The following is a 24893-nucleotide window of genomic DNA, read 5'->3' on the forward strand; positions in this document are numbered from 1 at the left end:
CCGCCAGCGTCGCCGCGGCCGTGCTGGTGGCGATCGCGCTGCTGCCCGGCCGTCCGCCGGCGCTGGTCCTGATCGTGCTCGCCGCGGTCGGCGGGGCCGCGCTGCCGCCGGGCGTGGCGGCGGCGCGCGACGGGGCGGGCGGGGCTTGTTCGCCGAACGGCAGGACGCCGGGGGTCGCGTCGGCGGGACGCGCGGGTCCGCGGCCCGTCCCCGGGTCGACCGCCGGCGGCTCGGCCGCGGTCGGCGGCGCGGGAGCATCGCCCTCTCCCGTGGCCGGCTTCTCGCTGGCCGGTGTCTCTCCGCCGGGGGCGTCCGCGGCTGCAGTCTCCGGGGTCGCCGTCCGCTCCGGCGTCGCCTCGGCGTCCGCGGCCGCCGCCGGTCCCGCCGGCCCCCCGACCGGATCCTCCTCCGGCTCCGGTCCCAGCAGGTCGAAGAGCGACGCCTGGCCCGGGTCGTTGGCGCGGCGGCGGCTCACGGCAGCAGCCTCGCGATCGCCGGGTGGTCGCAGCGCTGCTCCTCGCCGTGGACACTGGTGCCGGGGAGCGGCGCGATCACGCCGCCGCGCAGGCCCGAGACCGCCGCTCGGGCCTGGGCGACCGCGACGGCGAGGATCTCCTCGAGCGCGTCGAGGTCGGCCGGACCGCGGCGCCGCACGCCGTCGAGGACGCCCCGCAGCTCGAGGCCCGCCGGCGGCCGGGCCGCGGGATCGATGCCGGTCCGGGGCGCCGTCGGCTGGTAGAGCGCGTAGGCCGGCGGGCCGCCGACGCCGGTGGCCACCGCGTAGAGGTAGAGCGCCGCCTGGAGGGTCGCCGTCTCCTCCCAGCGGCCCGCCGAGACGGCCCCGCCGCTGCCGAGCTTGTAATCCACCACCCCCAGGCCCTCGTCGCCGTCCGGGAGCGGCACCCGGTCGACGCGATCGATCCGGCCGACCGCCGTCGCGCCGTCGCCGAGGTCGATCGGGGGCAGGTCGCCGTCGTCGTCGATCCGCAGCTCGGCCGCGTGCAGCCGCGCCGCCGCGTAGCGATCCGGCAGCGCCCGCAGGACCGCCGCGATCCCGGCCTCGGCCCGCCGCAGCAGCACCCGCGCCCGGTGCTCGGGCAGGCCGACCACCGCCCGCGGGCCGGCCTCGTCGAGCGCCGCCCGCCCGGCCGCGACCAGCGCCTCGGGGTCGAGCTCGCCGTACGCCGCCCCCTCCCCCGCGACCGCGTCGAGCGCCTGCTGGAGGACCGCGTGGACGAGCAGGCCGTGACGCTGGGGCTCGGTCTCCGGCGCATCGTCGCGGGCCGCCGCCAGGTGCTCGACCAGCCAGCAGACCGGGCAGCGCGCCAGCCGTTCGACCTCGCGGACGGCGAACCGCGAACGATCGAGCAGGACCCGCCGGACCGTCTCGCGGCCGACGTCGTCGAGCGCCAGCCCCAGCGGCGCTGCCGCGGCCACGGCACGACGGGCGGGCCGGACGATCGCCGACGCCGGCCGGTGGACGGTCCGCGGGCGGGCGGGCGCCAGCGCCGCCTCGACGTCGGCCAGGAACGGCGCCGCCGGCAGCGGCTCGCCGGTCGCCGCGGCCGCCGGACGCGAGAGCAGCAGCCGGGTCGTCGGCCGCGCCACCAGCTCCAGGAACAGCATCCGCTCGGCCGCCAGCCGGTCCGCGGGCAGGTCGAGCGTGACGTTGCCGGCCGCCCGCAGCACCTCGCGCGCCTCGCGGTCGATCAACGGGTCGATCGGCTCCGGGGCCGGGAACGCCGCCTCGCGCAGGTCGGCCAGCGCCAGCACCGCCACGTGGCGCCCGCGGAGCGCACCCGGGGCGGCGATCTCCAGCCGCCCGGGACCCGGCCGCTCGCCGGTCGGCACCGGCAGCTCGGCCAGCTCGTCGAGCAGTTCGGCCGGGTCGGGCAGCAGTCCGTCGCCGAACCGGACCAGCCCCGCGATCTGCTCCAGGTGGTCGTGGATCCGGGCCGCGGCCCGCCGCTCGTCGTCGCGCTCGGCGGGCAGGATCCGCGACCCCATCAGCCGCTCCAGGTCCTCGATCGCCGGGACCAGCGCGGCCGTCAGCGCCAGGGTCGGATGGAGCGCGCCGCCGCCGGGCGCCCCGGCCAGCGTGGCGTCGGCCGCCCGCCGGCGGGCGGCCTCGATCATTCCCAGGCCGACCGGCCGCGGATCGACCCGCGCCGCGCGCTCGATCGCCGCCTCGATCCCGCCGATCGCGTCGCGACGGAGCCCGATCGCCAGCCGGTCGACCGCGTCGCTGCGCTCCGGATCGGCGGCGGCGTGGAGCACCATCAGGACGTCCTCGGCGTCGGCCGCGTCGGTCACCACCCGGCCGAGGGCGACCGCCGCTCGGCCGAGCGCGGTCCGACGGGCGGCCTGCTCGCGCGGGCGGGCGACCGGCACGCCCTGGGCCCGCAGCTCGCGCTCGATCCGGGCCCCGGCCGGCCCCTCGGCGTCGCGGACCGCGATCGCCACCTGGTGCCATTGGAGCGCGTGCTCGTCGACCACCCGGCGCAGCTCGGCGACCAGCGCCTCGGTCTCGCTGCGGGCGTCGCCGCCGGTGATCAGGACCACGTCATCGACGATCGCCGGCGCGTCGCCGGGCGCGGCCTCGGGGTCGGGGTCGGGGTCGGGGTCGGGGGGTTCGAACAGGCGCCGCTGGAGCCGGGCGCGGCCGCCGTCGTCGTCGCCGGCCGCGGCCAGGACCAGCTCGCGCGGGGCGATCTCGGCCACCCGCGAGCCCTCCAGCAGCGGGCTCCCGGCCCGCAGCGGCAGCAGGCCGGTGGTGCCGAGCCCGTCCGGCGGCAGCTGTGCGGCGACCACCCGCAGCTCGTCGACGATCGCCCGCCGGCCGGCGGTGGCGATCCGGCCGTCCTCGAACGGCAGCGAGACCACCACGTCGGCCGCCCGGGCGAGGGTCCGGACCAGCGCCAGCTGATCGTCGGTCAGGTCGTCGAAGCCGTAGAGGGCGACCGGCCGGCCCTGCCACCGCTCGGGCGCGGCGGCCAGCGCCCGGCGGACGGCCAGCGCGACCGCGCCCGGCGACCGCAACGGCCCCTCGCCGGCGGTCCCGTCGGCCCCGCGGCCGCGGTCGGCCTCGGCGTCGAGATCACGGGCCGCGCGGGCACCGGCGGCGGCGACCGCGTCGAGCACCTCGCGCAGGTCGGCCACGAGCATCCGGTCGACCCCGTGCTCGGCCGGGTCGAGTCGCTCCAGCTCGTCGTGCAGCAGCGCCGGGTCGACGCCGCGGGCGGCCAGCTCCTCGAGCAGCCCGTCGAGCCGCCGTCGCACCGCCGGCCGGCGCGCGGTGCCGCCGAGCGGACGGGCCGGCGCCAGCGGCGCCAGCGCGGCGGCCAGCATCCGGTCGCGGGCGACCGGGCCGAGGGTCGGCCGCGGCACCCCGACCGCGCGACGGACCAGGTCGGCCAGCCGCTTCGGCGTCACCACCGTCACCCCGACCGCGGCGCCGCCGCCGAGGTCGAGCAGCTCGCGCCGGTAGCGGTCGGCGTCGGGACCGGTCGGGACCACCAGCACCGGCGCCCGCGCCTCGAGCGCCCAGCGCCGGACCAGGCCCAGCACGACGCCCGCCTTGCGGGCGTTCGTCGGTCCGGTGACGAGTTGCAGCGTCACCGTTCGACCGTCTCAGGATTCGCGGACGGACCGCAGGGACCGTTGCAGCGCCCGGTCCTCGGTGGTCGAACGGCGGCGTGCAGGACCGTGGTCGTGGCCACGTTCCCCCGACCGCCCCCCGACCGCGCCTCAGGCGGCGGCCGCGTCCCCGTCGCCGTCGCCGCTGTCGCCGCTGCCCGCGGCGGGGGTCGGGGTCGGGGTCGGAGGCGTGGTCGAGGGATCGGTGATCGCGATCCCGTCGCCCTCGCCCGACGGCGCCCGCAGGCCCTCCTTGGCCCACGGCTCGTCGAACTCGACCCGCCACTTGCCCTCCTCCGTCTGGTGGAGGGCCAGGCGGGCGCGGAAGTTGCGGCCGGCGCGGCTCTTGAACCCGGTCACCGCCTTCGCCGTGCGGCCGGTCTTCACCAGCTCCTTGGCGACCGCGGGCGGCAGCGTCTTGCCGGCCTTGCTCTTCCAGATCACGAAGCCGCAGCCGGGATCGTCCTTCGACCAGCAGGAGAAGCCCTTGCGGTTCTCCGTGATGTGGCGGCCGCAGACCGGGCAGGGACCGAGGTCGGCCCGCGGGATCCGGACGTCCTTGAGCTTGTCGTCGAGCGCGCGGACGGTCTTCTCGGCGTAGTCGGCGATGCTCGCCATGAACGCCTGACGGGTGGTCTCGCCCGACTCGATCTGGGCCAGCTTGTGCTCCCAGTCGCCGGTCAGCGTCGGCGACGTCAGCCCCAGCTCGGGCACGTCGATCAGGCGGATGACGTTGAGGCCCTTCTCGGTCACGACCAGCGCCCGCGCGTCGCGCTCGACGTAGCCGACGTCGATCAGCCGCTCGATGATCGCGGCGCGGGTGGCCGGGGTGCCGATCCCCGAGTCCTTCATCGCCTCGCGCAGCTCCTCGTCGTCGACGAGCTGACCGGCGGTCTCCATCGCGCCCAGCAGCGACGCGTCGCTGAAGCGCCGCGGCGGCTTGGTGACCTTCTCCTCCGCCGCCGCCTCGAGCGTCTGGACGTCCTCGTCCTGGGCCAGCTTCGGCAGCGTCTGCTGGCGGCCCTCGTCCTCGTCGTCGGAGGAGCTGCCGCCGTCGGCGTCCTCGCCGTAGACGCCGCGCCAGCCCGGCACCAGCAGCACCCGGCCGCGGGTGCGGAACAGCTGCGGACCGACCTGCTCGGTCGTCTCGTTGCCCTCGTCGTCGCGCCGGACGACCGGGACGGTGACGTCGACCGTGGTCTCGATCCGGGTGTTCTCGAACTCGGCGTCGGGGTGGAAGACGGCGAGGAAGCGGCGCACGACGAGGTCGTAGATCCGCCGGTCGTCGTCGTTCATCCGCTCCAGCACGTGCTGGGCGTTGGTCGGGATGATCGCGTGGTGGTCGGCGACCTTGGCGTCGTTGACGACCCGGCCCAGCGGCAGCGAGGCCAGCCCGGTGACGTAGGCCGCGGCCTTGCGGTACTCCGGCCGGCCCCCGACCTCGCCCGCCGTCGGCTTGATCTCGGGGATCATGTCCGTCGTCAGGAAGCGGGAGCTGGTCCGCGGGTAGGTCAGCGCCTTGTGCTCCTCGTAGCAGCGCTGGGCGGCGGCGAGGGTGCGGCGGGCGGTGAAGCCGAAGCGGCTGCCGGCGTCGCGCTGGAGCGACGTCAGGTCGTAGAGCAGCGGCGCCCGCTCCTTGCGGCGGGTCTTGTCGAGCTTGGTGATCCGGCCCGGCTGCCCCTGGACGGCGGCGGCGATCGCCTCGGCCTCGGCGGCCGTCGCCAGCCGCGGCTGGGTCGGCGCGCCGCCGGGGGTCGGGCTCTGGTGCAGGCGACCCCAGTAGACGCGCTTGCCGGTCTCGTTCTCCGGCGCCTCGAAGCGGGCGTCGACCAGCCAGTACGGCTCGGGGACGAAGGCGCGGATCTCCTCCTCGCGGCGGGCCAGGATCGCCAGCGTCGGCGTCTGGACGCGGCCGAGCGAGACGGCGCCGTCGAAGCTGGAGCGGAGCCGGATCGTGGCGGCGCGGGTGGCGTTCATGCCGACCAGCCAGTCGGCCTCCGACCGCGACTGGGCGGCCTGGGCCAGCAGCTCGACCTCGTCGGAGGACCGCAGCTCGCCGAGCGCGCGGCGCATCGCGTCCTCGGTCATCGACGACAGCCACAGCCGCCGGGTCGGCTTCTTGCCGCCGGCCTTGGCGTAGACCCAGCGGAAGATCAGCTCGCCCTCGCGCCCGGCGTCGCAGGCGTTGATGACCTCGTCGACGTCGGCCCGCGAGAGCAGGTTGCGGATCACCGTCATCTGCTTCTTCGAGCCCTCGTCGCGCTCGACCAGCTGGAAGTGCTCGGGGACGATCGGCAGGTCGTCCATCCGCCAGCGCTTGAACTTCTTGTCGTAGGCGTCCGGCTCGGCCAGCTGCACCAGGTGGCCGATCGCCCACGTGATGACGTGCTCGGGCCCCTCCATCCAGCGGGCGTTCCGCTCGGCCCCGACCTTGCCGACCTGGAACGAGCCAGGCAGCACCTTGGCCAGGTCCTTGCCGACCGACGGCTTCTCCGCGATGACGAGCGTCTTACCCACCGGCGGAGCGTAGCGAGCCCGGCGCGGCGTGCCTGCGACGGTCGGTGCCAATGCTCCGCAGAACCTGCGCCAACTTCGTGTCAGTGGCTGCAGGGACCGGGGTCGACGGCCCGTCCGGAGCGGATCTCGGTCATCGCCGCGGCGACCACGTCGTTGGGGACCGCGTAGCCGCCGCGCTGGGCCGCGCGCACCGACGAGGCGAAGACCGTCCCGACCACCCGGCCGCGGGCGTCGACCAGCGGTCCGCCGCTGTTGCCCTGCTCGACGCGGCCGCGGAAGGGCAGCACCAGCCGGGTCACCGGTCCCTGGCCGTAGGCGTCCTCGCCGCGGACCGCCTGGCGGCTGGCGATCCGGGCGGCGCGGGCCTTGAAGGGGCCGGCGAGCGGGTAGCCGAGCAGCGCCGCCGCGGTCCCCCGGCGCGGGTCGCGGACCATCCGCAGCCGCCCCGCCTGGAGCCCGGGGACGGCGAGGATCGCGATGTCCTGCTGGGCGTCGACGTGGACCGGGATCGCGCGCAGGCGGTCGCCGCCGGCCTCGGGGGTGACGGTCGTCTCCTGCTCGCCGGCGATCACGTGCTGGTTGGTGACGACGTAGCCGCGGGCGACGACCCAGCCCGAGCCGACGACGCCGACCCCGCAGGCGGTGCCCTCGACCCGCACCACGCCGCGCCGGCCGCGGCGGACGCCGTCGCCGCGGAGGACGCCGGAGTCCGGCGCCGCGAGGGTCACCGACGGCCCGGCGAACCCCGGCAGCGGGTCGAAGCGGGCCAGCAGCGCCAGCGCGTCGTCGGCCGGCGGCAGGTTCCGGCGCAGCTCGCGGAGGACGGTCGAGCGGCGGATCTCCGAGCGCCAGTCGGACGGCAGGCTCGGGGTCTGGAGCGCGATCGCAGAGACCAGCCAGGCCGCCCCGACCACCAAAGCGACGGTGAAGACGGCGCCGAGCCCGGCGTCGAGCGCGACCCCGACCCGCCGCGGGCCCTCGCCCTGCAGCCGCCGCCGCAGCCGCTCCCCGACCTGCTGGAGCAGCCCGCCGAGCAGGATCCCGAGCACGGTGGCGGCGATCAGCGCCACGATCGGCGCGTTGACGTCCTCGCTGCCGCCGGGCAGCACCAGCGGCCCCAGGCGGACGCCGGCGAAGGCCCCGGCGGCGAAGCCCAGGAAGCCGAGCGCCGAGGCGAGGAAGCCCTGCGTCGCCCCACCGACCGCCGCCAGCAGGGCGGCGACGACCAGCGCCCAGTCGAGGACCGTCATCGCCGACGAACGCTACCCGGGAGATCGATCGCGGGGGCCGGGGACGGCCGCCGAGGGACACGTTCCTCCCGCTCAGCGACCGGAACGCCGCAGCGGAGCGCCCAGCGACCGGCCGGAGGGTCGACGGACACTAGTATGTACGCCCGAATGCCCGCCCCCGGACGCAGACGTCCTCCGCAACGGAGCACCGGCGGCGCGGCGCGCGGCCCCGCCCCTCGTGGGGCGGCCGCGACGCGGGCGACCGGCGCGCGCAGCGGCGGGCCGGCCCGCTCCGGCGGGACCCGCGGTCCGGGCGGCTCGCCGATCCGGCCGGCCGGCGGGGGCGGCGGTCGTCCGCCCGTCGGTCGCCGGGGCCGCGGACGCGGTCGCCGTCCGTGGCTGCCCTTCGCGCTGGTCGCCGTGGTGCTGGCCGCGGGGATCGGCGGCTACCTGGTCCTCGACGCCCGCGCCAGCCGCCAGGCCGAGCGCGACGCCGTCGACGGCTACCTGCGGGCCTGGGTCGCCCAGGACCCGGGGGCGATGTACGAGCACGTCTCCGACGACGTCCGCGAGCGGACGACCGAGAAGCGCTTCGCCCAGCTGGTCCGCGACCCGCTGACCACCGCCACCGTCCAGCAGCTGCGGGTCGGCGATCCGAAGCGCGACGGCCAGGCGTTCGACGTCCCGGTGGTGGTCCGCACGCGGCTGTTCGGGACGATCAGCGGCACGATCCGGCTGCCGCTGGTCGGCAGCGGCGACCAGGCCCGCGTCCGCTGGGCCAAGCGCCTGACCTTCCCCGGCCTGCGCGACGGCGAGCAGCTGAGCCGCACGACCGAGATGCCGGCCCGCGGCACGATCCTCGCCCGCGACGGCGAGACCCCGATCGCCGAGGGCGAGAGCCGCAGCTCGCCGCTGCCCAACCTGGCCCAGCAGGTCCGCGGTCAGGTCGACACCGCCAAGCCCGAGGACCTGCCGATGCTGCGCCGGCTCGGCGTGCCCGACGGGGCCAAGGTCGGCGTCAGCGGGCTGGAGCGGATCCTCAACCCGCAGCTGATCGGCAAGCCCGGCGGCTCGCTGAAGGCCGGCGACCGGGTCCTCAAGCGGGTCGCGCCGCAGAAGGCCGCCCCCGTCCGCAGCTCGATCTCGCTGCCGGTGGTGCGGGCCGCCGCCGAGGCCCAGCAGGACGCCCCCCACGGCGGCGGCGTGGTGGTCGTCAACAGCCGCACCGGCGAGGTGCTGGCCTTCCACGGGCTGGCCTGGAGCGTGCTCCAGCCGCCCGGCTCGACCATGAAGATCATCACCGCCGCGGCCGGGCTCGAGGACGGCGTCGCGAAGACGACCACCAGCTACCCCTACGCGACCGAGGCGCTGGGGATCCAGAACTCCAACCAGGAGTCGTGCGGCGGCACGCTCGTCCAGTCGTTCGCCCACTCCTGCAACTCCGTCTTCGCGCCGATGGCGGTCAAGCTCGGGTCGAAGCGGTTCGTCGAGATGGCCGAGCGGTTCGGCTTCAACCAGCCGCCCGGCGTGCTCGGCGCGCAGACCAGCCAGCTGCCGAAGGAGATCGGCGCCGGCGACCTCGCCCAGTCGGGGATCGGCCAGGCCCAGGTCCAGGCGACCGCGCTGCAGGTGGCCGTGATGGCGGCCACGATCGCCAACGGCGGCCGCAAGCCGCAGCTGACCTTCGTCCGCAGCACCAAGGCGGCCAGCGCCAAGCGGATCATCGAGCCGTCGACCGCCCGCGACATGCGCCAGCTGATGCTCGCGGTGATTGCCAGCGGGACCGGCAAGAAGGCCGCGGTCCCCGGCACCACGACCGCCGGCAAGACCGGCACCGCCGAGCTGCGCGCCACCCAGGGCGACCACTGCGAGGCCCAGGCCGCACCAGACGGCAGCGGCGAGGAGGCGCCGCCGGTCGACAGCGCCTGCGGCAACAAGGACGGCACCAACACCGACGCCTGGATGGCCGCCTTCGCCCCCGCCAACCGCAGCGGCCACGACCCGATCGCCGTCGGCGTGCTGCGGATCAGCAACTTCCAGGGCGGCGAGACGGCCGCCCCGGTGGCCAGCGCGGTCCTGAAGGCCGCGCTCGACGCGACCGGCGGCTGAGCGGCCGCCGCGCCGTCACTGGTCCTGGCCGGCCCACAGCCGGTCGACGATCTCGCCCAGCTGGCGGTCGGCCTCGGCCCGGTCGACCGCGAAGGTGAACGGCTGGCCGACCGGCGCGACGCCCGGCACCAGCCGGTCGAAGGTCAGCCCGCGCAGCAGCTCCAGGCTGCTCAGGTAGTCGCCCCGGTCACTGATCCCGTCGAGCAGCGCCGCCACCCAGCGGCCGCCGCGGACGAACACCGAGTCGCCGGTGAAGAGCACCCGCTCGCCGTCGCCGGCCCGCCACAGGTAGGCGGTCGCGCCGGCGGTGTGGCCGGGGATCGGGATCGCCTCCAGGTCGTCGCCGATCCGGTGGCGGTGGTCGAAGGTGGCGCCGACCCGAGCGGTCGCGGCGACCTCGGCCGCGTCGGCGGCGTGGACGACCAGCGGCGCGTCGAACGCCTGGCCGATCCGGTCGGCGGCGGTCGTCGCCTCATGGCTGTGGTTGAGGTACTGGCGGACGATGCCGCCGAGGGCGCGAACCTCGTCCCGCTGCGGCTCGATCGCCGACGCGCCGTAGAGCAGCAGGTTGCCGGCCTCGCGCTCGAGCAGGAAGGCCCGGGCCTGGAGCGGGACGCGCCCGAAGCCCAGGTCGAGCGGGGCCGAGGCGTGCAGGCCGGGGATCACGGTCTCGATCGTCGCGGTGGTCATGGCGCCACCGTAGGACTTCGACCATGGTTGAAGTCAAGCCCCGTCGCCGGCGGCCGCCCGCGCCAGCCGCGCGGACCGCTCGCGGACGTGGGCGAGGAACTCCGGCGGCCCCTCGATCCGGTAGTCGTGCTGGAGGAACGCCAGGTGCAGCGTCAGCCACTCGAGCGAGTCGCCGCGGGTCCGGATCCGGCACGAGCGGTCGTCGATCGGCTCGACCTCGCCGCGCATCCAGGCGACCTCGCGCGGGATCGCGTCGGCCGCGGCCTCCACCGTCACCACCGCCTCGTAGCGGGCCGGCATCGAGCGGATCGACGAGCGGACGTACTCGACCGCGTCGCCGGTCGGCGGCCGCCGCGGGGCGAACCGCGAGCCCGACCCGGCCGGGTCGCTGATCCGGTCGACGCGGAAGGTCCGCCAGTCCTGCCGGCGGGCGTCCCAGGCGGCCAGGTACCAGCGGCGCTGGAGCGAGACCAGCCGGTGCGGCTCGACCGTCCGGTCGCCGACCTCGCCGTCGCGGCGACGGTAGCCGAAGCGCAGCCGCTCCTGGTCGCGGCAGGCCTGGGCGATCACGGCCAGGACCGTGGCGTCGACCGCGCTCGGCGGGCCGACGCTGGGGGCGATCGCCGCCTGCAGGGCCGAGACCCGCCGCCGCAGCTTCGGCGGCAGCACCTGCTCCAGCTTGGCCAGGGCCCGGACCGAGGTCTCCTCGATCCCCGCCACCGAGCCGCCGGCCGCGGTCCGCAGGCCGACCGCGATCGCGACCGCGTCGTCGTCGTCGAGCAGCAGCGGCGGCAGCTGGCTGCCGGCCTGGAGCTGGTAGCCGCCGCCAGCCCCGCGGGCCGCGTCGACCGGGTAGCCGAGCTCGCGCAGGCGGTCGACGTCGCGCCGCAGGGTCCGCTCGCTGACGTCCAGCTCCGCCGCCAGCTCGGGACCGGCCCAGAAGCGGTGGGTCTGGAGCAGCGACAGCAGGCGCAGCATGCGGGAGCTGGGATCGGACATCGCGGGGCCTCGTGACGGTCGGGTGCGGAGGACGATCGGGATCGTGCCACGGATAGCGGTCAAGATCTGGCCGCAATCGCTCCTAGCGTCGCCGCCATGATCAACGCAGAGGGCCTGACCCGCCGCTTCCGGGTCGACGACGAGACGGTCGAGGCGGTGCGCGGCATCGACCTGCGGGTGGCCGAGGGCGAGCTGGTGGCGTTCCTCGGCCCGAACGGCGCCGGCAAGTCGACGACGCTGCGGATGCTGACGACGCTGCTGCCGCCGACCAGCGGCCGCGCGACCGTCGCCGGCCACGACATCGCCACCGCCCCCGACGAGGTCCGGCGCCGGATCGGCTACGTCGGCCAGGGCAACGGCGCCGGCCACAGCCAGCGGGTCCGCGACGAGCTGGTGACCCAGGGCCGCTGCTACGGGATGGCGGCGGCCGATTGCCAGCGCCGCGCCGACGAGCTGCTGGAGCAGCTGGAGCTGCGCGACCAGGCGCTGCGCAAGACCTCGATGCTCTCCGGCGGCCAGCGGCGGCGGCTCGACGTCGCGCTCGGGATCGTCCACCGGCCCGCGCTGCTGTTCCTCGACGAGCCGTCGACCGGGCTCGATCCGCAGAGCCGGGCGAACCTCTGGAGCCACATCCTGCGGCTGCGCGAGGAGACCGGGATGACGATCTTCCTCACCACCCACTACCTGGACGAGGCCGACAGCATGGCCGAGCGGGTGATGGTGATGGACCGCGGGCGCGTGATCGCCGACGACACCGCCGCCGGCCTCAAGCGGGCCCTGACCGCCCGCAGCGGCCACCAGCGGCCGACGCTCGACGACGTCTTCCTCGACCTGACCGGCCGCAGCCTGCGCGAGAGCTTCCTGCCCGCCGTCGCCGCCTGACCCCGTCCCGACCGGAGCCCGAACGATGTCCTCCACCCTCACCGCCTTGCCCTCCCCCGCCGCGTCGGGGTCGACCCGCACCAGCTACCTCGACGACGTGCGGACCGTCTTCCTGCGCGAGCTGCGGCCGCTGCTGCGCGAGCCGTTCACGCTCGTCTTCGGGATGATCCAGCCGCTCTTCTTCCTGGCCCTCTTCGGCCCGCTGCTGGTCAGCACCAGCGGCCTCGGCGAGGCGGCGACGCTGCAGTGGTTCGTGCCCGGGATCCTCGTGATGTCGGTCCTCTTCGCGACCTCGACGACCGGCGCCAACCTGCTCCAGGAGATCCAGACCGGCAGCCACGAGCGGATGCTGGTGACCCCGCTGCGGCGCTCGTCGCTGATCGTCGGGCGGGCGCTGAAGGAGATCGTCCCGGTGCTCGGCCAGGCGCTCCTGATCGTGCTGGTGGCGCTGCCGTTCGGCTTCGACCCGCACCCGACGGCGCTGCTCGGGCTGCTGCTGGTGGCGGCCTTCGGCGTCGGCCTCGGCGCGCTCTCCTACTCGCTGGCGCTGGTGGTGAAGGACCAGGACTGGATCTTCTGGATGGTCCAGCAGACGTTCCTCTTCCCGCTGATGCTGCTCTCGGGGATGCTGCTGCCGCTCGACGACGGCCCGGGCTGGCTGAAGGCGCTCTCCGACGCCAACCCGCTCAAGTACCTGGTCGACGCCGAGCGGGCGCTGTTCGCCGGCGACGTCGGGGTGGCGGCGGTCGCCTGGGGCGCGATCGCGGCGGTCGCGGTCGGCCTGGCCGGGCTGGCGCTCGGCGTGCGGACGATCCGGCGGTCGGCGGACGCCTGAGCCCAAGCGGTGGATGCCAGGTGCGCGTAGACCGAGGAGGTCGCCGCCGGGTAGCGAGAGCAGTACTCAGTACTGCCGAGCGCACCAGGTGGCGAGATCCGAAGCGTCTACGCGCGCCTGGCGCCGCCGCTAGACGTCGAGGTCGATCTCCGCCTCGCCGCCGTTCGGCCCCTTGATGTGGAGCACGAGGGGGCGGTTCTCCAGCGACGACTGCGGGATCTTGAAGAGCAGCAGCTCGCCCTGGGTGGTGCTGCTGCCGGCCGGGCTGTTCGGGGGCGGGAGCACGCCGCTGCCGCTGCCGACGTGGGCCGGGACCATCGCCTGCTTGTACAGGAACGGGTTCGGCGGGTTGCGCGGGTCCTGGGCCACGAACGGCTCGAACCGCTCGCCCTGGGTGTCGACGATCTCGAAGCCGTCGGGCTTGGCCGAGAGCAGCGGCTTCTTGGTGTCGTTGTAGGCGGCGATCCAGACGCCGAAGAAGACCTCGTCGTCGATCCGCGCCTGCGGGTTCTTCTTCAGCGCGGCCTCCTGCGGGGTCAGGCCGCGCAGGTACTCGCTGTCCTCCGGATCGACCTTCTCCGGGTCGCTCTTGGCCGCGACGTTCTCGAAGTCGCCGGGAGTCAGCTGGCGCGAGATCTGCACCTGGTACTTCAGGTACGGACCGCCCTCTGGTCCGACATCGACGAAGATCGCCTCCGTCTCGCCGTGGGTGACCACGTCCGTCTTGGTTCCACAGGCGGTGAGGGCGGTGGCCGACAATGCGACCGCCAGCAGAGGGATGAGCCGCTGACGCATGAGGCGGCAGTCTAGTTCAGGCGGAAGCCGGACGCCGGCTTCCTCGCCCCGCCGGCGATCGTCACCCGCTGACCGGTCTTGGCGGACTCGCGTCCCTCCTCCAGGATCGTCCGCAGACGGCCCAGGCCCTTGCGCAGCGCGGCACGGGTGACGAGGCCCTGGGTGGCGACCGCCTCCATCAGGCGGTCGGAGGGCAGCTTCGGCTCGGTCTCGACGGTGAAGGTGACCCGGACGCTGCCGCCGGTCTCCTCCTTGACGGTGATCTCGCCGTGGACGAGCGTGCGGTCGTACTTGCCCCCGCGGCCGACGAAGGCGATCCGGTACGGCGCCTCGACCTCGGTGAAGGTGACGTCGTAGTAGGCGAAGCGGTGGAACCGCAGCTTGGCCCGGAAGCGGGCGCCGGCGCCGCGGCCGATCGAGTCCTCGCGGGTCAGGTGCCAGTCGACCAGCCGGTGGCCGAGGAACTCGGGGTGGTTGGCGATGTCCTCGAGGTAGGCGAAGATCGCTTCCCGCGGGCGCTGGATGGAGATCGAGGCGCTGACCGGGTTCACGGGCCGCAGTCTAGCCGGCCCGCCGCCCGCTCAGACGGCCGCCGCGGGCCGCCCTCAGGCGACGTCGCGGTCGGCGGCCGGGCGCAGCCGCTGGGCGCGGATCTCCTCGCCGTGGCGGACCGGCACCGACGCGATCGGCTGCTCCTTGCGGAACGGCCGGCAGAGGGCGCAGAGCTTGCGCTCGCGGGCGTAGCGGTAGACGACCTCGCCGACCAGCGGCGTGCGGCCGCAGCGGTCGCAGCAGAGCCGCTCGGCGTGGAGCGACGAAACGCCCACCCGCAGCAGGTGGCGCTCGAGGTCGGGCTCGGAGATCGGTTCGCGGCGCAGCATCGGCCTGCCTTTCGCCGGCCGCCGCCGTTCTCCTCCTCGCGGGGTGGCCGTGCCCGCGGCGGCCCTAGACTTCCGGCCCATGGCCCACCGGATCGCCGTGCTGTCCCAGAAGGGCGGCACCGGGAAGACGACCACCGTCCGCACCCTCGCCGACGCCTTCCGCCGCGTGGGGCTGCGGGTGCTGGCGATCGACCTCGACCCGCAGGGCAACCTCTCGGACTACTTCGACCTGCCGCCGGACGTCGCGCCGACGATCGCCGACGTGCTCCAGGGCCGGGCGGTGGCGGCCGGGGCGGTCCACGACGGCGTGATCCCGGCCAACCTCCAGCTGGCCGAGGCGGAGCTGGCCCTGGCCGGCAAGATGGGTCGCGAGCTGACGCTGCGCAAGGTCCTGCGCGACGGCGACGACGGGCTCGACGTGATCCTGCTCGACTGCCCGCCGAACCTCGGCCTGCTGACGGTCAACGCGCTGGTCGCGGCCAGCCACGCGCTGATCGCCTGCGAGGCCCAGTACTTCGCCCTCCAGGGGGTCGAGCAGGCGCTGCAGGTGATCGAGCTGGCCCGCGACGGCCTCAACCCCGACCTCGAGTGGCTGGGGACGGTGGTGACCAAGGCCGACCTGCGTACCGTCCACTCGCGCGAGGCGGTCGACCAGTTGCGCGAGGCCCACCCGGGCAAGGTGCTCGACGCGGTGATCCGCTCCTCGATCGCCTACGCCGAGTCGGCCGAGCGCGCGGTCTCGATCCTCGACCACCGGCCGGAGCTGGGCGCCGACTACCTGGAGCTGGCGGCCGAAATCTGCGACCGGCTCGGCGAGGACCCCTCGCGGCGGCGGCTGCGACGGCTGGCCGCCGCGGCCCGCGGCTGATCCGCGACCGCGCGCGATCGACGACCGCGGGGGTACCGAACAGCGCGCGCTCGGCGGGCGTCAGGCGGGCGTCAGGCGTGACCGACGCCGACGCCGACCCGGGCGCCGTCGGCGGCGAACGGCGCGTGCAGCACCTGGGCCCAGCCGGCCGCGCGACCGGTGGCCGCGTCGACCACCGCCGGCGCGTCCTCGCTGCGGACCCACAGCATCACCGTCGGGCCCGCTCCGGAGACCGTTGCCCCGAGCGCGCCCAGCTCGGCGTGGTCGTCGATCAGCGCCGCCGAGCGCGGGAAGAGCGCCGCCCGGTGGGGCTGGTGGAGCACGTCGCGGAGGCTGTGGGCGACGACGTCGAGGTCGCCCCGCTCGAGCCCGAGCGCCAGCGCGGCGGCCCAGGCGACGTTCTTGGTCGCGTCCTCCAGCGGCACGTGCTGGGGCAGGACGGCGCGGGCGGCGGCGGTCCGGACCGCCTCGTCGGGAACGACGAAGACCGCCTCCAGGCCAGGCGGCGGGTCGATCCGGACGGTCCAGGTGCCGTCGCTGAGCACGAAGCCGCCGTGGAGCGCGGCGGAGACGTTGTCCGGGTGGCCCTCGACGTCGACGGCCAGCGGCAGCAGCGCCTCCGGGGTGGTGGTGCCGCCGTCGAGCGCCGCCGCCGCGGCCAGGCCGGCCACGATCGCGGTCGCGCTCGACCCGAGGCCGCCGGCCAGCGGCACGTCGGTGCGGATCCGGAAGGTCAGCCCGTCGGCCGGTCGTAGCCGCTCGAAGGCCTGCACGACGGCGTTGTCGCGGCCGGTCGGCAGCGGCAGGTCGTGCTCGACCGCGAAGCGCCCGGTCTCCTCGACCTCGAGGTGCATCCACAACCCGATCGCCGCGGCCATGCAGTCGAAGCCGGGGCCGAGGTTGGCGCTCGAGGCGGGGACGGAGACGCTGACGGTACGACCCATGCGACAGGCGACCTTACTGGACGCCCGCCGGCCGCCGCAGACCCCTCGGTCGCCGCCGTCGGCGGTTCGGATCCCGCTCGACGGCCCGCGACGGCGGGCCCGTGTGACAGCCTGGCGCGATGGCCCCTCCCCCGCGCCGCCCGCCGTCGCTGCTGCCGGTGATCGCCGTCCTGGCGCTCGCGCTGGCCGGGGCGCTGGTGCTGCTGGTGACCCGCGACGGCGGCGACGACGCGCCCCGCGCGGCCGCCACCGCGCCGACCCGCACGACCGCCGCGCGCCCGGCCGGCGACCGGGCGGCCGACCCGAAGCCCCGCGACCGGACCGCCGGCTGGCCGGTCCAGGGGGCGGCGGCGCGACGGGCGCGGGTGCCGATCCTGATGTACCACCTGGTGGCCGAGGCGAAGGCGGGCACGCCCTACCCCGAGCTGTGGGTGCCGCCGGCGCGCTTCCGCGAGCAGATCGCCGCGCTCCACGGGGCCGGCTTCACCGCGATCACGATGAACGAGCTGTGGAGCGCCTGGCACGACGGCGGTCGCCTGCCCCGGCGACCGGTCGTGCTGAGCTTCGACGACGGCGACATCTCGCAGGTGATGAACGCCGCCCCGGTGCTGGAGCGGCTGCGCTGGCCGGGGGTCCTGAACCTGGCGGTCAACCACCTGGGCAAGGACGGCCTGCCGATGTGGGGCGCGCGGCGGATGCTGCGCCAGGGCTGGGAGATCGACTCCCACACCACCACCCACCCCGACCTGACCACGCTCGGCGCCGAGGCGCTGCGGCGCGAGCTGGCCGGATCGCGACGGCTGCTGAAGCGCAAGTTGGGGGTCGACGCGCGCTTCTTCTGCTACCCCGCGGGCCGCAACGACACGACCGTCCGGGCGGCGGTGAAGGCGGCCGGCTACGCGGCGGCGACGACCGTCGAGCCCGGCCTCGCCGCGCCCGGCCAGGACCCGTACCTGCTGCCGCGGATCCGGGTCGAGCCGCAGACCACCGGCGCCCGGCTGGTCCAGCAGGCGCGGGGCACCGCCGCGGCCCCGGCCGGCGGCGGGGCGGCGTGAGTCCCTGGGTCGTATGGGGCGGCGATGGTACGGTGGACCCATGCAGGTCACCATCGATGCCGCCGGTCGGATCGTGGTTCCCAAGGCGCTCCGCGACGAGCTCGGTCTGACCCCGGGCAGCACGGTCGACGTCTCGCGCTACGGGCCGGGCCTGCAGCTGACCCCCGGCGGCCGGACGGCACGGCTGGTCGAGGAAGACGGCCTGCTCGTCGCGGAGAGCGACACGCCGATCGACGACGAGATCGTGCTCTCGTTGCTCGACGCCGGCCGTCGATGAGCCTGGTCGCGCTCGACACGAGCGTCGCGGTGCCCCTGCTGATGCGGTCGCACACGCACCACGCGATCGTTCGCGGGTGGTGGCAGCGGCGGAGGGCGGCGCTCGCGGGTCACGCCTTCGCGGAGACCTACTCGGTCTTGACGCGGCTTCCGGCCGACAGCCGCTTCACCGCCGACGATGCTGCTCGTCTGCTCTCCGGCAGCGGCCTGGAACCGCCACTGCTGCTCGACGGCGACACCAGCCTGCGTCTGCCGGAGATCCTCGCCGAACGCAACATCGGCGGCGGCGCGGTCTACGACGCCCTGGTGGCGCTCGCAGCCGTCCACCACGACGTCCCGCTCGCCACCCGCGACGCCAGGGCCCGGTCGACCTACGACCGGATCGGGGCGCGCGTCGTGTTCGTCGCCGGTCCGACCGGTCCGCCGACGCCGTAGCGCCGGCCGCCCCACCCCCTCAGCTGATCAGCACCTTCTCCAGCGCCTTCAGCGTCGGCTCGCAGGGGATCACCGGCGGCGACTCGTCGAGCGCGGTCTGCGGATCCTTGAGACCGTGGCCGGTCAGGACGCAGACGATCCGGCGGGCGTCGCCGGCGCCGTGCTTCAGCAGCCCCGCGACCGAGGTCGCCGAGGCCGGCTCGCAGAAGACGCCCTCCTCGCGGGCCAGGAAGCGGTAGGCGTCGAGGATCTCCTCGTCGGTGCAGTCGGCGACCTTGCCGCCGGAGCCGACCATCGCCCCCATCGCCTCCTCCCAGCGCGCCGGGTTGCCGATCCGGATCGCCGAGGCGATCGTCTCCGGCTCCGGCACCATCTCGCCGCGGACCAGCGGGTTGGCGCCGTGGGCCTGGAAGCCGAGCATCACCGGCGACGCCCCGCGCTCCTGGAAGCCCTTCCAGTAGGCGGTGATGTTGCCGGCGTTGCCGACCGGGATGCAGAGCGCGTCGAGCTGCCCGTCGAGGTCCTCGAGGATCTCGAAGGCGGCCGTCTTCTGGCCCTCGACGCGGAAGTCGTTGACCGAGTTGACCAGCGCGATCGGGTGGATCTCGCTGATCTGGCGGACGAGCTTCAGCGCCTCGTCGAAGTTGCCGCGCAGCGCGACCACCTGGGCGCCGTGCATCAGCGCCTGGGCCAGCTTGCCGGCGGCGATCTTGCCGTCCGGCACCAGCACCACGCCGCGGATCCCCGCGCGCGAGGCGTAGGCGGCGAGCGACGCCGCGGTGTTGCCGGTCGAGGCGCAGATCACGGCCTCGGCGCCCTCGCGGACGGCGGCCGAGACCGCGCAGGTCATCCCGCGGTCCTTGAACGAGCCGGTCGGGTTCAGGCCCTCGTACTTCAGGTGGACCTCGGCCCCGACCCGCTCGCTCAGCCGCGGGGCGTGGATCAGCGGGGTCGAGCCCTCGTTGAGGCTGACGATCGGGTCGCCGGGCGCGAACGGCAGCGCGTCGATGTAGCGCTCGATCAGCCCCATCCGGCGGATCGAGTCGGCGCCGGTCAGGCGCTGCGCGGGCGCGCCGGCCGCGGTCGGACCGCCGGGCGGCGCGTCGATCTGGCCGGTCATCCCGCGAACTCCTCGTCGATCACGCGGATCGCCCGCGGCGGCGCGGTCACGAAGTCCTTGGCGGCGATCAGCTGGACGGCGCCGTAGAAGCGCGACTCCAGCACCGGGTGGACGACCAGCACCAGCCGCGCGCCGGTCCCGGTGCCCTTCTGGACGACGCTCTTGACCGAGACGCCCTGGAGCCCGAGGACCTGCGCCACCTGGGCCAGCACGCCCGGTTTGTCGGCCACCTCGACGTGCAGGTAGAAGCTCGACGTGACGTCGTCGACGAAGCCGAGCGTGTTGCGGGTCGGCGGCGTCTGGGCCGGCGGGATCATCGCGCTGATCACGTCGCCGATCACCGCGGTCGCCGTCTGCGGGCCGCCGGCGCCGGGGCCGGAGAGCGTGATCTCGGTGATCGCCGGCGACTCGATCGTGACCGCGTTGAACGGCCCCTCGACGGCGGCCAGCGGGTGGCCCTTGTAGAGGAAGGCCGGGTGGACCCGGACGGCCAGCTCGTCGCCGATCCGCTCGGCGGTGCCGATCAGCCGCAGCGAGAGGTCGAGGTCGCGGGCGTACTCGATGTCCTCGGTCGTCAGGTGGGCGATCCCCTCGTAGGGGACGTCGCTCAGGTGGACCGGGGTGTCGAAGGCCAGCCGGGCGAGGATCGCCATCTTCGCCGCCGCGTCCTTGCCGGTGACGTCGTCGGTCGGGTCGGCCTCGGCGTAGCCCAGCCGCTGGGCCTCGGCCAGCGCCTGCTCGTAGGACGCGCCGGTGGCGGCCATCTGGGTGAGGATGAAGTTGGTGGTGCCGTTGACGATCCCGTGCAGCCGCTCGACCGGATGCCCGGTCAGCGACTCCTGGAGCACCCGGATCACCGGCACGACGCCGGCGACGGCGGCCTCGAACCGCAGCTGCACGCGATGCTCGCGGGCCAGCGCCCACAGCTCCTCGCCGTGCTCGGCCAGCAGCTGCTTGTTGGCGGTGACGACGTGCTTGCCGGCCTCGATCGCGCGCGTGACGTAGGTGCGGGCGTCGTCGGTGCCGCCCATCACCTCGACGATCAGGTCGCTGGCGGCGAGGATCTCGTCGAAGTCGCCGCGGCTGCGCGTGAGCACGCCGGAGACCTCGGGCCGCAGCCCGGTGACGTGGGCGATCGCGTCGGCGCTCTCGGGCAGCAGCTCGGCGACGGCGGAGCCGACGGTGCCGTGCCCGAGCAGGCCGACGCGGAACGGGGCAGGGGGGTCCGGCGTCATCGGACGCGGATCATGGCACGCGGCCGCGTGTGCGGACGTGCCGCCCGGACGGACGTCGAAGCCGGTCCCCGCCGGGGCGGCGCCGCGTCCGCCATCATCGGCGCCCCGCCATGCCGCCGATCGCCGCGATCCTCTCCGACCTCGACGGGACGCTCGTCGACTCCACGACCGCCGTCCTGCGGGTCTGGCACGGCTGGATGGCCGACCGTGGGATCGTGCCGCCGGATCACCATCCGCACGGGATCCCCGCCCGTGAGGTGGTGGCGATGCTCGCCCCCCACCTGGACCCGGTGGCCGAGGCGGACGAACTGGAGCGGCGCGAGATCGCCGACCTCGACGGCGTCGTCGCCCTGCCCGGCGCGCGCGAGCTGCTCGACCCGGCCGCCGCCGGCGGACGGCCGCCGGTGGCGATCGTCACCTCGTGCACCGTCCCGCTGGCGGCGGCGCGGCTGGGCGCCTGCGGGCTGCCGGCGCCGCCGCTGCTGGTGACCTCCGAGCGGACGGCGCGGGTCAAGCCGCACCCCGATCCGTACCTGATGGCCGCCCGCGAGCTGGGCGTCGACCCGGCGGCCTGCGTGGTGCTGGAGGACGCCCCGGCCGGGATCGCCGCCGGCCGGGCCGCGGGGATGCGGGTGGTCGCGGTCCGCGGGACCCACGAGGACGACGGCCCGCTGGCCGCCGCCGACGCGATCGTCGACGACGTCGCCGCGTTCCTCGCCGGGCTGTCGACGCCCGCCTGAGGCCCCGGGCCAGCCGCCTGCCGGTCTGCGACGATCGCCCGGTGACCGCCCTCGACCCCGCCTACGAGCTGTCGTGGGACCGCGACCGGCTCGACGTCGACGCGATCCACGCGGCGCTGTCGGACACCTACTGGGCCAGCGGCCGCGCCCGGGCCACGTTCGAGCGGGCGCTGGCCGGCTCGATCCCGGTCGGGATCTACGTCCGCGACGGCGGCGCCCAGGCCGCGTTCGCCCGGATCGTCAGCGACCGGGCGGTCTTCGCCTACCTCGGCGACGTGATCGTCCTGCCCGAGCACCGCGGGCGCGGCCTCGGCAAGGCACTGGTGGCGGCGATCCTCGCCCACCCGGAGCTGCAGGGCCTCACCCGCTGGCAGCTGGCCACGGTCGACGCCCAGGGGCTCTACGCGCAGTTCGGCTTCACCCCGGTCGCGCGGCCGGAGATCCACATGGAGCGGGCGCCGTCGTTCGACGACGTCTGAGCGGCACCGCTCAGACGTCGCGGGCCCAGAGCTCGTCGAGCCGCTCGCGGCGCACGACCACCCGCGAGCGCCCGCCGCCGACGAAGACCACCGGCGGCCGCGGCACGCCGTTGTAGGTGTTGGCCATCGCGTAGCCGTAGGCGCCGGTGACCGGGGTCACCAGCACGTCGCCCGGGCGCGGGTCGTCGAGCCGCGCGTCGGCGACGACCACGTCGCTCGACTCGCAGTGCTTGCCGACGACCTTGCAGCGGACGCCCTCGGCGCCGGCGGCGAGGAAGCGGTCGGCGACCTGGACCTCGTAGCGGGCGCCGTAGAGCATCGGCCGCAGGTTGTCGGCCATCCCGCCGTCGACGGCGACCCAGGTCGAGACGTTGCGCTTGACCGTCTGGACCGCGTAGAGCGTGACGCCGGCGCGGCCGACCAGCGAGCGGCCGGGCTCGTCGGCGATCCGGACCCGGTCGCCGATCAGCTCGCGGACGGCGCCGACCTTGACCCGCACGTACTCCTCGACCGTCGGCAGGCCGGCGGCCTGGTCGGCGGTGTAGGCGACGCCGAGGCCGCCGCCCAGGTTGACCTCGTCGACCGCGTCGGCCAGCGGCGCGATCGCCGCGACCGCGCGCCGGAAGACGTCCAGCTCCAGCAGCTGCGAGCCGATGTGGAAGTGCAGTCCCTCGAGCCGCAGCGCCGGCAGCGCCCGGATCCGGTCGATCGTCGTCCGGGTCTCGTCGAGCCCGAGCCCGAACTTGGAGTCGGCCTGGCCGGTCGAGATCCCGTCGTGGGTGTCGCCGCGGACGTCGGGCGTGACCCGGATCGAGACCGCCTGGACCCGGCCCCGCTCGGCGGCGATCCGGGCCAGCCGCTCGACGTCGTCGCCGTTGTCGATCACCACCTGGCGGAGGCCGTGGTCGACCGCCGCGGCCAGCTCCTCCTCGGACTTGGCGTTGCCGTGGAGGTGGATCCGCTCGGGCGCGAAGCCCGCGTTGAGGGCCAGCGCCAGCTCGCCGCCGGAGGCGACGTCGCAGCCCAGCCCCTCCTCCTCCAGCGTCCGCAGCACCGCCGTGCAGGGGCAGGCCTTGGAGGCGAAGGAGACATGGGCGCCGGGCGCGTGGCGGGCGAAGGCGTCGCGGTAGGCGCGGGCCTGCTGGCGCAGGTCGTCCTCGACCACGACGTAGGCCGGCGTCCCGTGCTCGTGGGCGAGCGCGATCGCGTCGCAGCCGCCGAGCAGCAGGCGGCCGCGCTCGTCGAGGGCGCTCCCGAGCGGATAGACGGCGAGCAGGTCGTCGGCCATGGGCGCGGGATGATCGCATTCCGGCGCATGCGTCGGCCGCAACCTCGCGCGGGCGGATGCGAGGGGTTCGTGGACCGAGCAGGTCGGGGCGGACGGTGCGAGAGCCGTACGCAGTACTGCCGAGCGCCGGCCGGCCCGAGATGCGACGCGTCCGCGGACGCCTCGGGCCGCCCGCTACTTCGTCGCGCCGAGCACGTTGCCGAGCAGGTCGCCGAGCCCGCGGACGGTCCCGCCGAGCGCGTCGCCGACGCCGTCGACCACCTGGCCGAGCAGCGTGTCCTTGCCGCCGAGCTTGTCGGAGAGCCCGTCGGTGGTGGCGTTGGCGGCGTCGGCGAGGCCGTGGGTGGTGTCCTTCAGCCCGTCGCCGAGGGTCGCCTGGCGCGACGTCGAGGGCGGCGCGGGGGTCGGCGTCGGCGTCGGCCGCGGGGTCGGGCGGCCCGCCCCGGGATCGGGCGTGCTCTCGACCGGGGTCCGCGACGGGGTCCGGGCCTGCTGCGATGCGCTCTCGCGCGCGGTCGACGGGCCACCGTCGCCGCCCTGCGACCCGCGACCGGGCGGGGCGCCGGTGGTCGTGGTGCCGCGGTCGCCGGTCGTGGTCGCGGCCGCCGTGGCACGGTCGGCGCGGCCGGTCAGGTCGCGGTCACCGCGGGCCACCAGGGTGGTGGCGGCGACCGGCTGCTGATCCTCGACCACCAGGGTCCGGTCGGGCGAGCCGGCCGGCAGGCTGACCACGCCGGCGCCCTCGAGGATGCCGGCGGCGCCCGCGGCGATCACCAGCGCGGCGACCACGGGAACGGCTCCCAGGCCAGCGCCGGGCACCGCGGAGCGAAGGACGCGGTCGAGGTCCACGGGATGAGGATCGGCGATCGAGCGGCGAAACCTGAGCGAGATCCAACGAACGTCCAGACGACTGGACGCCGGGCCCCGCGCCTGCAGTTGGCTCAGGCTGGATCCACCGGTGGTCGGTTGAGCCTCGGCGTGGAGGACCAAGACGGTGGTCGGGCCACAGGTGATGACGGTCGGTGACCATCAGATCCTGTGGCGTGGCCACCGTCGCCGGTCATCCGCGGCGAGGCGACCCGAGGATCGATGGATCCAGGCTCAGGCGGGGTGCCCCGCCGGGGCCGCGGGACCGCCGCCGCTACGGTGGCTGACGGCCAGCACGGTCGCGCCGACCACCAGCATCGCCACGCTGGTCAGCTGGGCCGTGGTCAGCCCGGCCGCGGTCTCGCTGTTGTGGCGCCAGAACTCGACCACGAACCGCTCGACCCCGGCGAAGACCAGGTAGAGGCCGAAGAGCGCTGCCGGCTTCAACCGGTCGCGCAGCTGCCACAGGACGAGCGCGGCCAGGCCCATCGCCAGCGTCTCGTAGATCGGGGTCGGCTGGACCTGCTCGTTGGTCGGCACCACGCCGTCCGGGTAGGCCATCGCCCACGGCAGGTCGGAGGCCTTGCCGTAGTCGCCGTCGCCCGAGATCTGGCAGCCGACGCGGCCGATCGCGTAGCCGAGCGCCAGCGCCGGCGCGGCCGCGCCCAGCATCGTCACGTTGAAGTGCCGCCGCCACTTGGCCCACGCCAGCACCGCCAGCGTCCCGCCGAGCGCGCCGCCGTACCAGGTCAGCCCGGCGCCGCCGAAGAGCGAGTCGAGGATCCCGCCGTCCTTGTCCGGGTCGTAGGCGTCGATCACCCAGTACAGGCGGGCGCCGACCAGACCGCCGACGAGCGCGGCCAGCAGCGCCTCGGCGGCGTGGTCGGCCGGCCAGCGCAGCTCGCGGAAGCGGCGCGTCAGCAGCGCTCCCGAGGCCAGGAACGCCAGCGCGAAGCAGAGCCCGAAGGTCTTGATCGGGATGCCGAACAGGTCGATCTCGGGCTGCACGGCGC

The 24893-nt window shown here is 75.4% G+C and carries 23 protein-coding genes and 1 pseudogene; 9 read left to right on the top strand and 15 right to left on the bottom strand.

The window, feature by feature from the left end; all coding sequences use genetic code 11:
* From SH587_RS22095 to SH587_RS22110, 4 genes and pseudogenes are all read right to left on the bottom strand, one after another.
* A pseudogene (locus SH587_RS22095) lies at positions 1 to 475 on the bottom strand (hypothetical protein); the annotation flags it as partial.
* Positions 472 to 3618, bottom strand: a complete 3147-nt coding sequence (locus SH587_RS22100; protein WP_320672826.1) for a PD-(D/E)XK nuclease family protein — start codon at positions 3616 to 3618, stop codon at positions 472 to 474. The pseudogene SH587_RS22095 and the gene SH587_RS22100, both read right to left, overlap by 4 nt.
* A 129-nt stretch (positions 3619 to 3747) precedes the next feature.
* The gene (locus SH587_RS22105) at positions 3748 to 6153 is read right to left on the bottom strand and encodes a type IA DNA topoisomerase (protein ID WP_320672827.1); all 2406 of its coding nucleotides are present in this window, start codon (positions 6151 to 6153) and stop codon (positions 3748 to 3750) included.
* An 80-nt stretch (positions 6154 to 6233) separates the two neighbouring features.
* Positions 6234 to 7403: a MarP family serine protease gene (locus SH587_RS22110; protein WP_320672828.1), complete on the bottom strand. Its 1170-nt coding sequence runs from the start codon at positions 7401 to 7403 to the stop codon at positions 6234 to 6236.
* Positions 7404 to 7802: 399 nt separating this feature from the next.
* Between SH587_RS22110 and SH587_RS22115 the strand changes: the two genes are divergently transcribed.
* Positions 7803 to 9491, top strand: a complete 1689-nt coding sequence (locus SH587_RS22115) for a penicillin-binding transpeptidase domain-containing protein (protein ID WP_320672829.1) — start codon at positions 7803 to 7805, stop codon at positions 9489 to 9491.
* Positions 9492 to 9506: 15 nt separating this feature from the next.
* On the opposite strand, the gene SH587_RS22120 is transcribed toward SH587_RS22115, so the two are convergent.
* Both SH587_RS22120 and SH587_RS22125 read right to left on the bottom strand, forming a co-directional pair.
* Positions 9507 to 10181: an MBL fold metallo-hydrolase gene (locus tag SH587_RS22120; RefSeq protein WP_320672830.1), complete on the bottom strand. Its 675-nt coding sequence runs from the start codon at positions 10179 to 10181 to the stop codon at positions 9507 to 9509.
* Between the two features lie 33 nt (positions 10182 to 10214).
* The gene (locus tag SH587_RS22125; RefSeq protein ID WP_320672831.1) at positions 10215 to 11180 is read right to left on the bottom strand and encodes a helix-turn-helix transcriptional regulator; all 966 of its coding nucleotides are present in this window, start codon (positions 11178 to 11180) and stop codon (positions 10215 to 10217) included.
* Between the two features lie 96 nt (positions 11181 to 11276).
* On the opposite strand from SH587_RS22125, the gene SH587_RS22130 reads away from it, so the two are divergent.
* Positions 11277 to 12062: an ABC transporter ATP-binding protein gene (locus tag SH587_RS22130; protein ID WP_320672832.1), complete on the top strand. Its 786-nt coding sequence runs from the start codon at positions 11277 to 11279 to the stop codon at positions 12060 to 12062.
* A 25-nt stretch (positions 12063 to 12087) separates the two neighbouring features.
* Complete coding sequence (locus SH587_RS22135; RefSeq protein ID WP_320672833.1) at positions 12088 to 12897, top strand: ABC transporter permease; 810 nt, start codon at positions 12088 to 12090, stop codon at positions 12895 to 12897.
* A 129-nt stretch (positions 12898 to 13026) separates the two neighbouring features.
* On the opposite strand, the gene SH587_RS22140 is transcribed toward SH587_RS22135, so the two are convergent.
* Genes SH587_RS22140 through SH587_RS22150 form a run of 3 tightly spaced genes read right to left on the bottom strand, consistent with a single transcriptional unit; the run spans position 13027 to position 14573 of the window.
* Positions 13027 to 13692 carry a hypothetical protein gene (locus tag SH587_RS22140; protein WP_320672834.1) on the bottom strand — a complete coding sequence of 222 codons (666 nt, stop codon included), beginning with the start codon at positions 13690 to 13692 and terminating at the stop codon, positions 13027 to 13029.
* Positions 13693 to 13703: 11 nt separating this feature from the next.
* Positions 13704 to 14243 carry an SRPBCC family protein gene (locus tag SH587_RS22145; protein ID WP_320672835.1) on the bottom strand — a complete coding sequence of 180 codons (540 nt, stop codon included), beginning with the start codon at positions 14241 to 14243 and terminating at the stop codon, positions 13704 to 13706.
* Positions 14244 to 14297: 54 nt separating this feature from the next.
* The gene (locus tag SH587_RS22150; protein ID WP_320672836.1) at positions 14298 to 14573 is read right to left on the bottom strand and encodes a hypothetical protein; all 276 of its coding nucleotides are present in this window, start codon (positions 14571 to 14573) and stop codon (positions 14298 to 14300) included.
* A 79-nt stretch (positions 14574 to 14652) separates the two neighbouring features.
* On the opposite strand from SH587_RS22150, the gene SH587_RS22155 reads away from it, so the two are divergent.
* Positions 14653 to 15441: a ParA family protein gene (locus tag SH587_RS22155; RefSeq protein ID WP_320672837.1), complete on the top strand. Its 789-nt coding sequence runs from the start codon at positions 14653 to 14655 to the stop codon at positions 15439 to 15441.
* Between the two features lie 71 nt (positions 15442 to 15512).
* Here SH587_RS22155 and thrB read toward each other — a convergent pair whose 3' ends face one another.
* Positions 15513 to 16385 (bottom strand): homoserine kinase, encoded by an 873-nt coding sequence (thrB, locus tag SH587_RS22160; RefSeq protein WP_320672838.1) that lies wholly within the window; start codon positions 16383 to 16385, stop codon positions 15513 to 15515.
* Positions 16386 to 16504: 119 nt separating this feature from the next.
* Between thrB and SH587_RS22165 the strand changes: the two genes are divergently transcribed.
* From SH587_RS22165 to SH587_RS22175, 3 genes are read left to right on the top strand one after another with little or no spacing between them, the layout of a single operon-like run.
* Positions 16505 to 17440 (top strand): polysaccharide deacetylase family protein, encoded by a 936-nt coding sequence (locus SH587_RS22165; protein WP_320672839.1) that lies wholly within the window; start codon positions 16505 to 16507, stop codon positions 17438 to 17440.
* A 40-nt stretch (positions 17441 to 17480) separates the two neighbouring features.
* The gene (locus tag SH587_RS22170; RefSeq protein WP_320672840.1) at positions 17481 to 17717 is read left to right on the top strand and encodes an AbrB/MazE/SpoVT family DNA-binding domain-containing protein; all 237 of its coding nucleotides are present in this window, start codon (positions 17481 to 17483) and stop codon (positions 17715 to 17717) included.
* Positions 17714 to 18151, top strand: a complete 438-nt coding sequence (locus tag SH587_RS22175) for a PIN domain-containing protein (RefSeq protein ID WP_320672841.1) — start codon at positions 17714 to 17716, stop codon at positions 18149 to 18151. The genes SH587_RS22170 and SH587_RS22175 overlap by 4 nt, the downstream gene beginning before the upstream one ends.
* Before the next feature lie 19 nt (positions 18152 to 18170).
* On the opposite strand, the gene thrC is transcribed toward SH587_RS22175, so the two are convergent.
* Entirely contained in the window at positions 18171 to 19271 is a 1101-nt protein-coding gene (gene thrC / locus SH587_RS22180) for a threonine synthase (protein ID WP_320672842.1), read from the bottom strand.
* Positions 19268 to 20506: a homoserine dehydrogenase gene (locus SH587_RS22185; RefSeq protein ID WP_320672843.1), complete on the bottom strand. Its 1239-nt coding sequence runs from the start codon at positions 20504 to 20506 to the stop codon at positions 19268 to 19270. Before SH587_RS22185 ends, thrC begins: the two co-directional genes overlap by 4 nt.
* Positions 20507 to 20616: 110 nt before the next feature.
* On the opposite strand from SH587_RS22185, the gene SH587_RS22190 reads away from it, so the two are divergent.
* Together SH587_RS22190 and SH587_RS22195 are read left to right on the top strand one after the other, a co-directional pair.
* Entirely contained in the window at positions 20617 to 21246 is a 630-nt protein-coding gene (locus tag SH587_RS22190; protein WP_320672844.1) for an HAD-IA family hydrolase, read from the top strand.
* A 41-nt stretch (positions 21247 to 21287) separates the two neighbouring features.
* Positions 21288 to 21725: a GNAT family N-acetyltransferase gene (locus SH587_RS22195; protein WP_320672845.1), complete on the top strand. Its 438-nt coding sequence runs from the start codon at positions 21288 to 21290 to the stop codon at positions 21723 to 21725.
* Between the two features lie 10 nt (positions 21726 to 21735).
* On the opposite strand, the gene lysA is transcribed toward SH587_RS22195, so the two are convergent.
* The 3 genes from lysA to SH587_RS22210 form a co-directional block, all read right to left on the bottom strand.
* A complete protein-coding gene (gene lysA / locus SH587_RS22200) occupies positions 21736 to 23013 on the bottom strand; it encodes a diaminopimelate decarboxylase (RefSeq protein WP_320672846.1) in 1278 nt (425 codons plus the stop codon).
* Between the two features lie 174 nt (positions 23014 to 23187).
* Positions 23188 to 23832, bottom strand: coding sequence for a hypothetical protein (locus tag SH587_RS22205; protein ID WP_320672847.1), 645 nt, complete (start codon positions 23830 to 23832; stop codon positions 23188 to 23190).
* A gap of 282 nt (positions 23833 to 24114) precedes the next feature.
* Entirely contained in the window at positions 24115 to 24888 is a 774-nt protein-coding gene (locus SH587_RS22210; protein WP_320672848.1) for a prolipoprotein diacylglyceryl transferase, read from the bottom strand.
* Between the last annotated feature and the right edge of the window lie 5 nt (positions 24889 to 24893).

Origin of the sequence: Patulibacter defluvii, from assembly GCF_034096925.1 — a bacterium.
In the GTDB taxonomy this organism is placed as follows: Bacteria; Actinomycetota; Thermoleophilia; order Solirubrobacterales; family Solirubrobacteraceae; genus Patulibacter; species Patulibacter defluvii.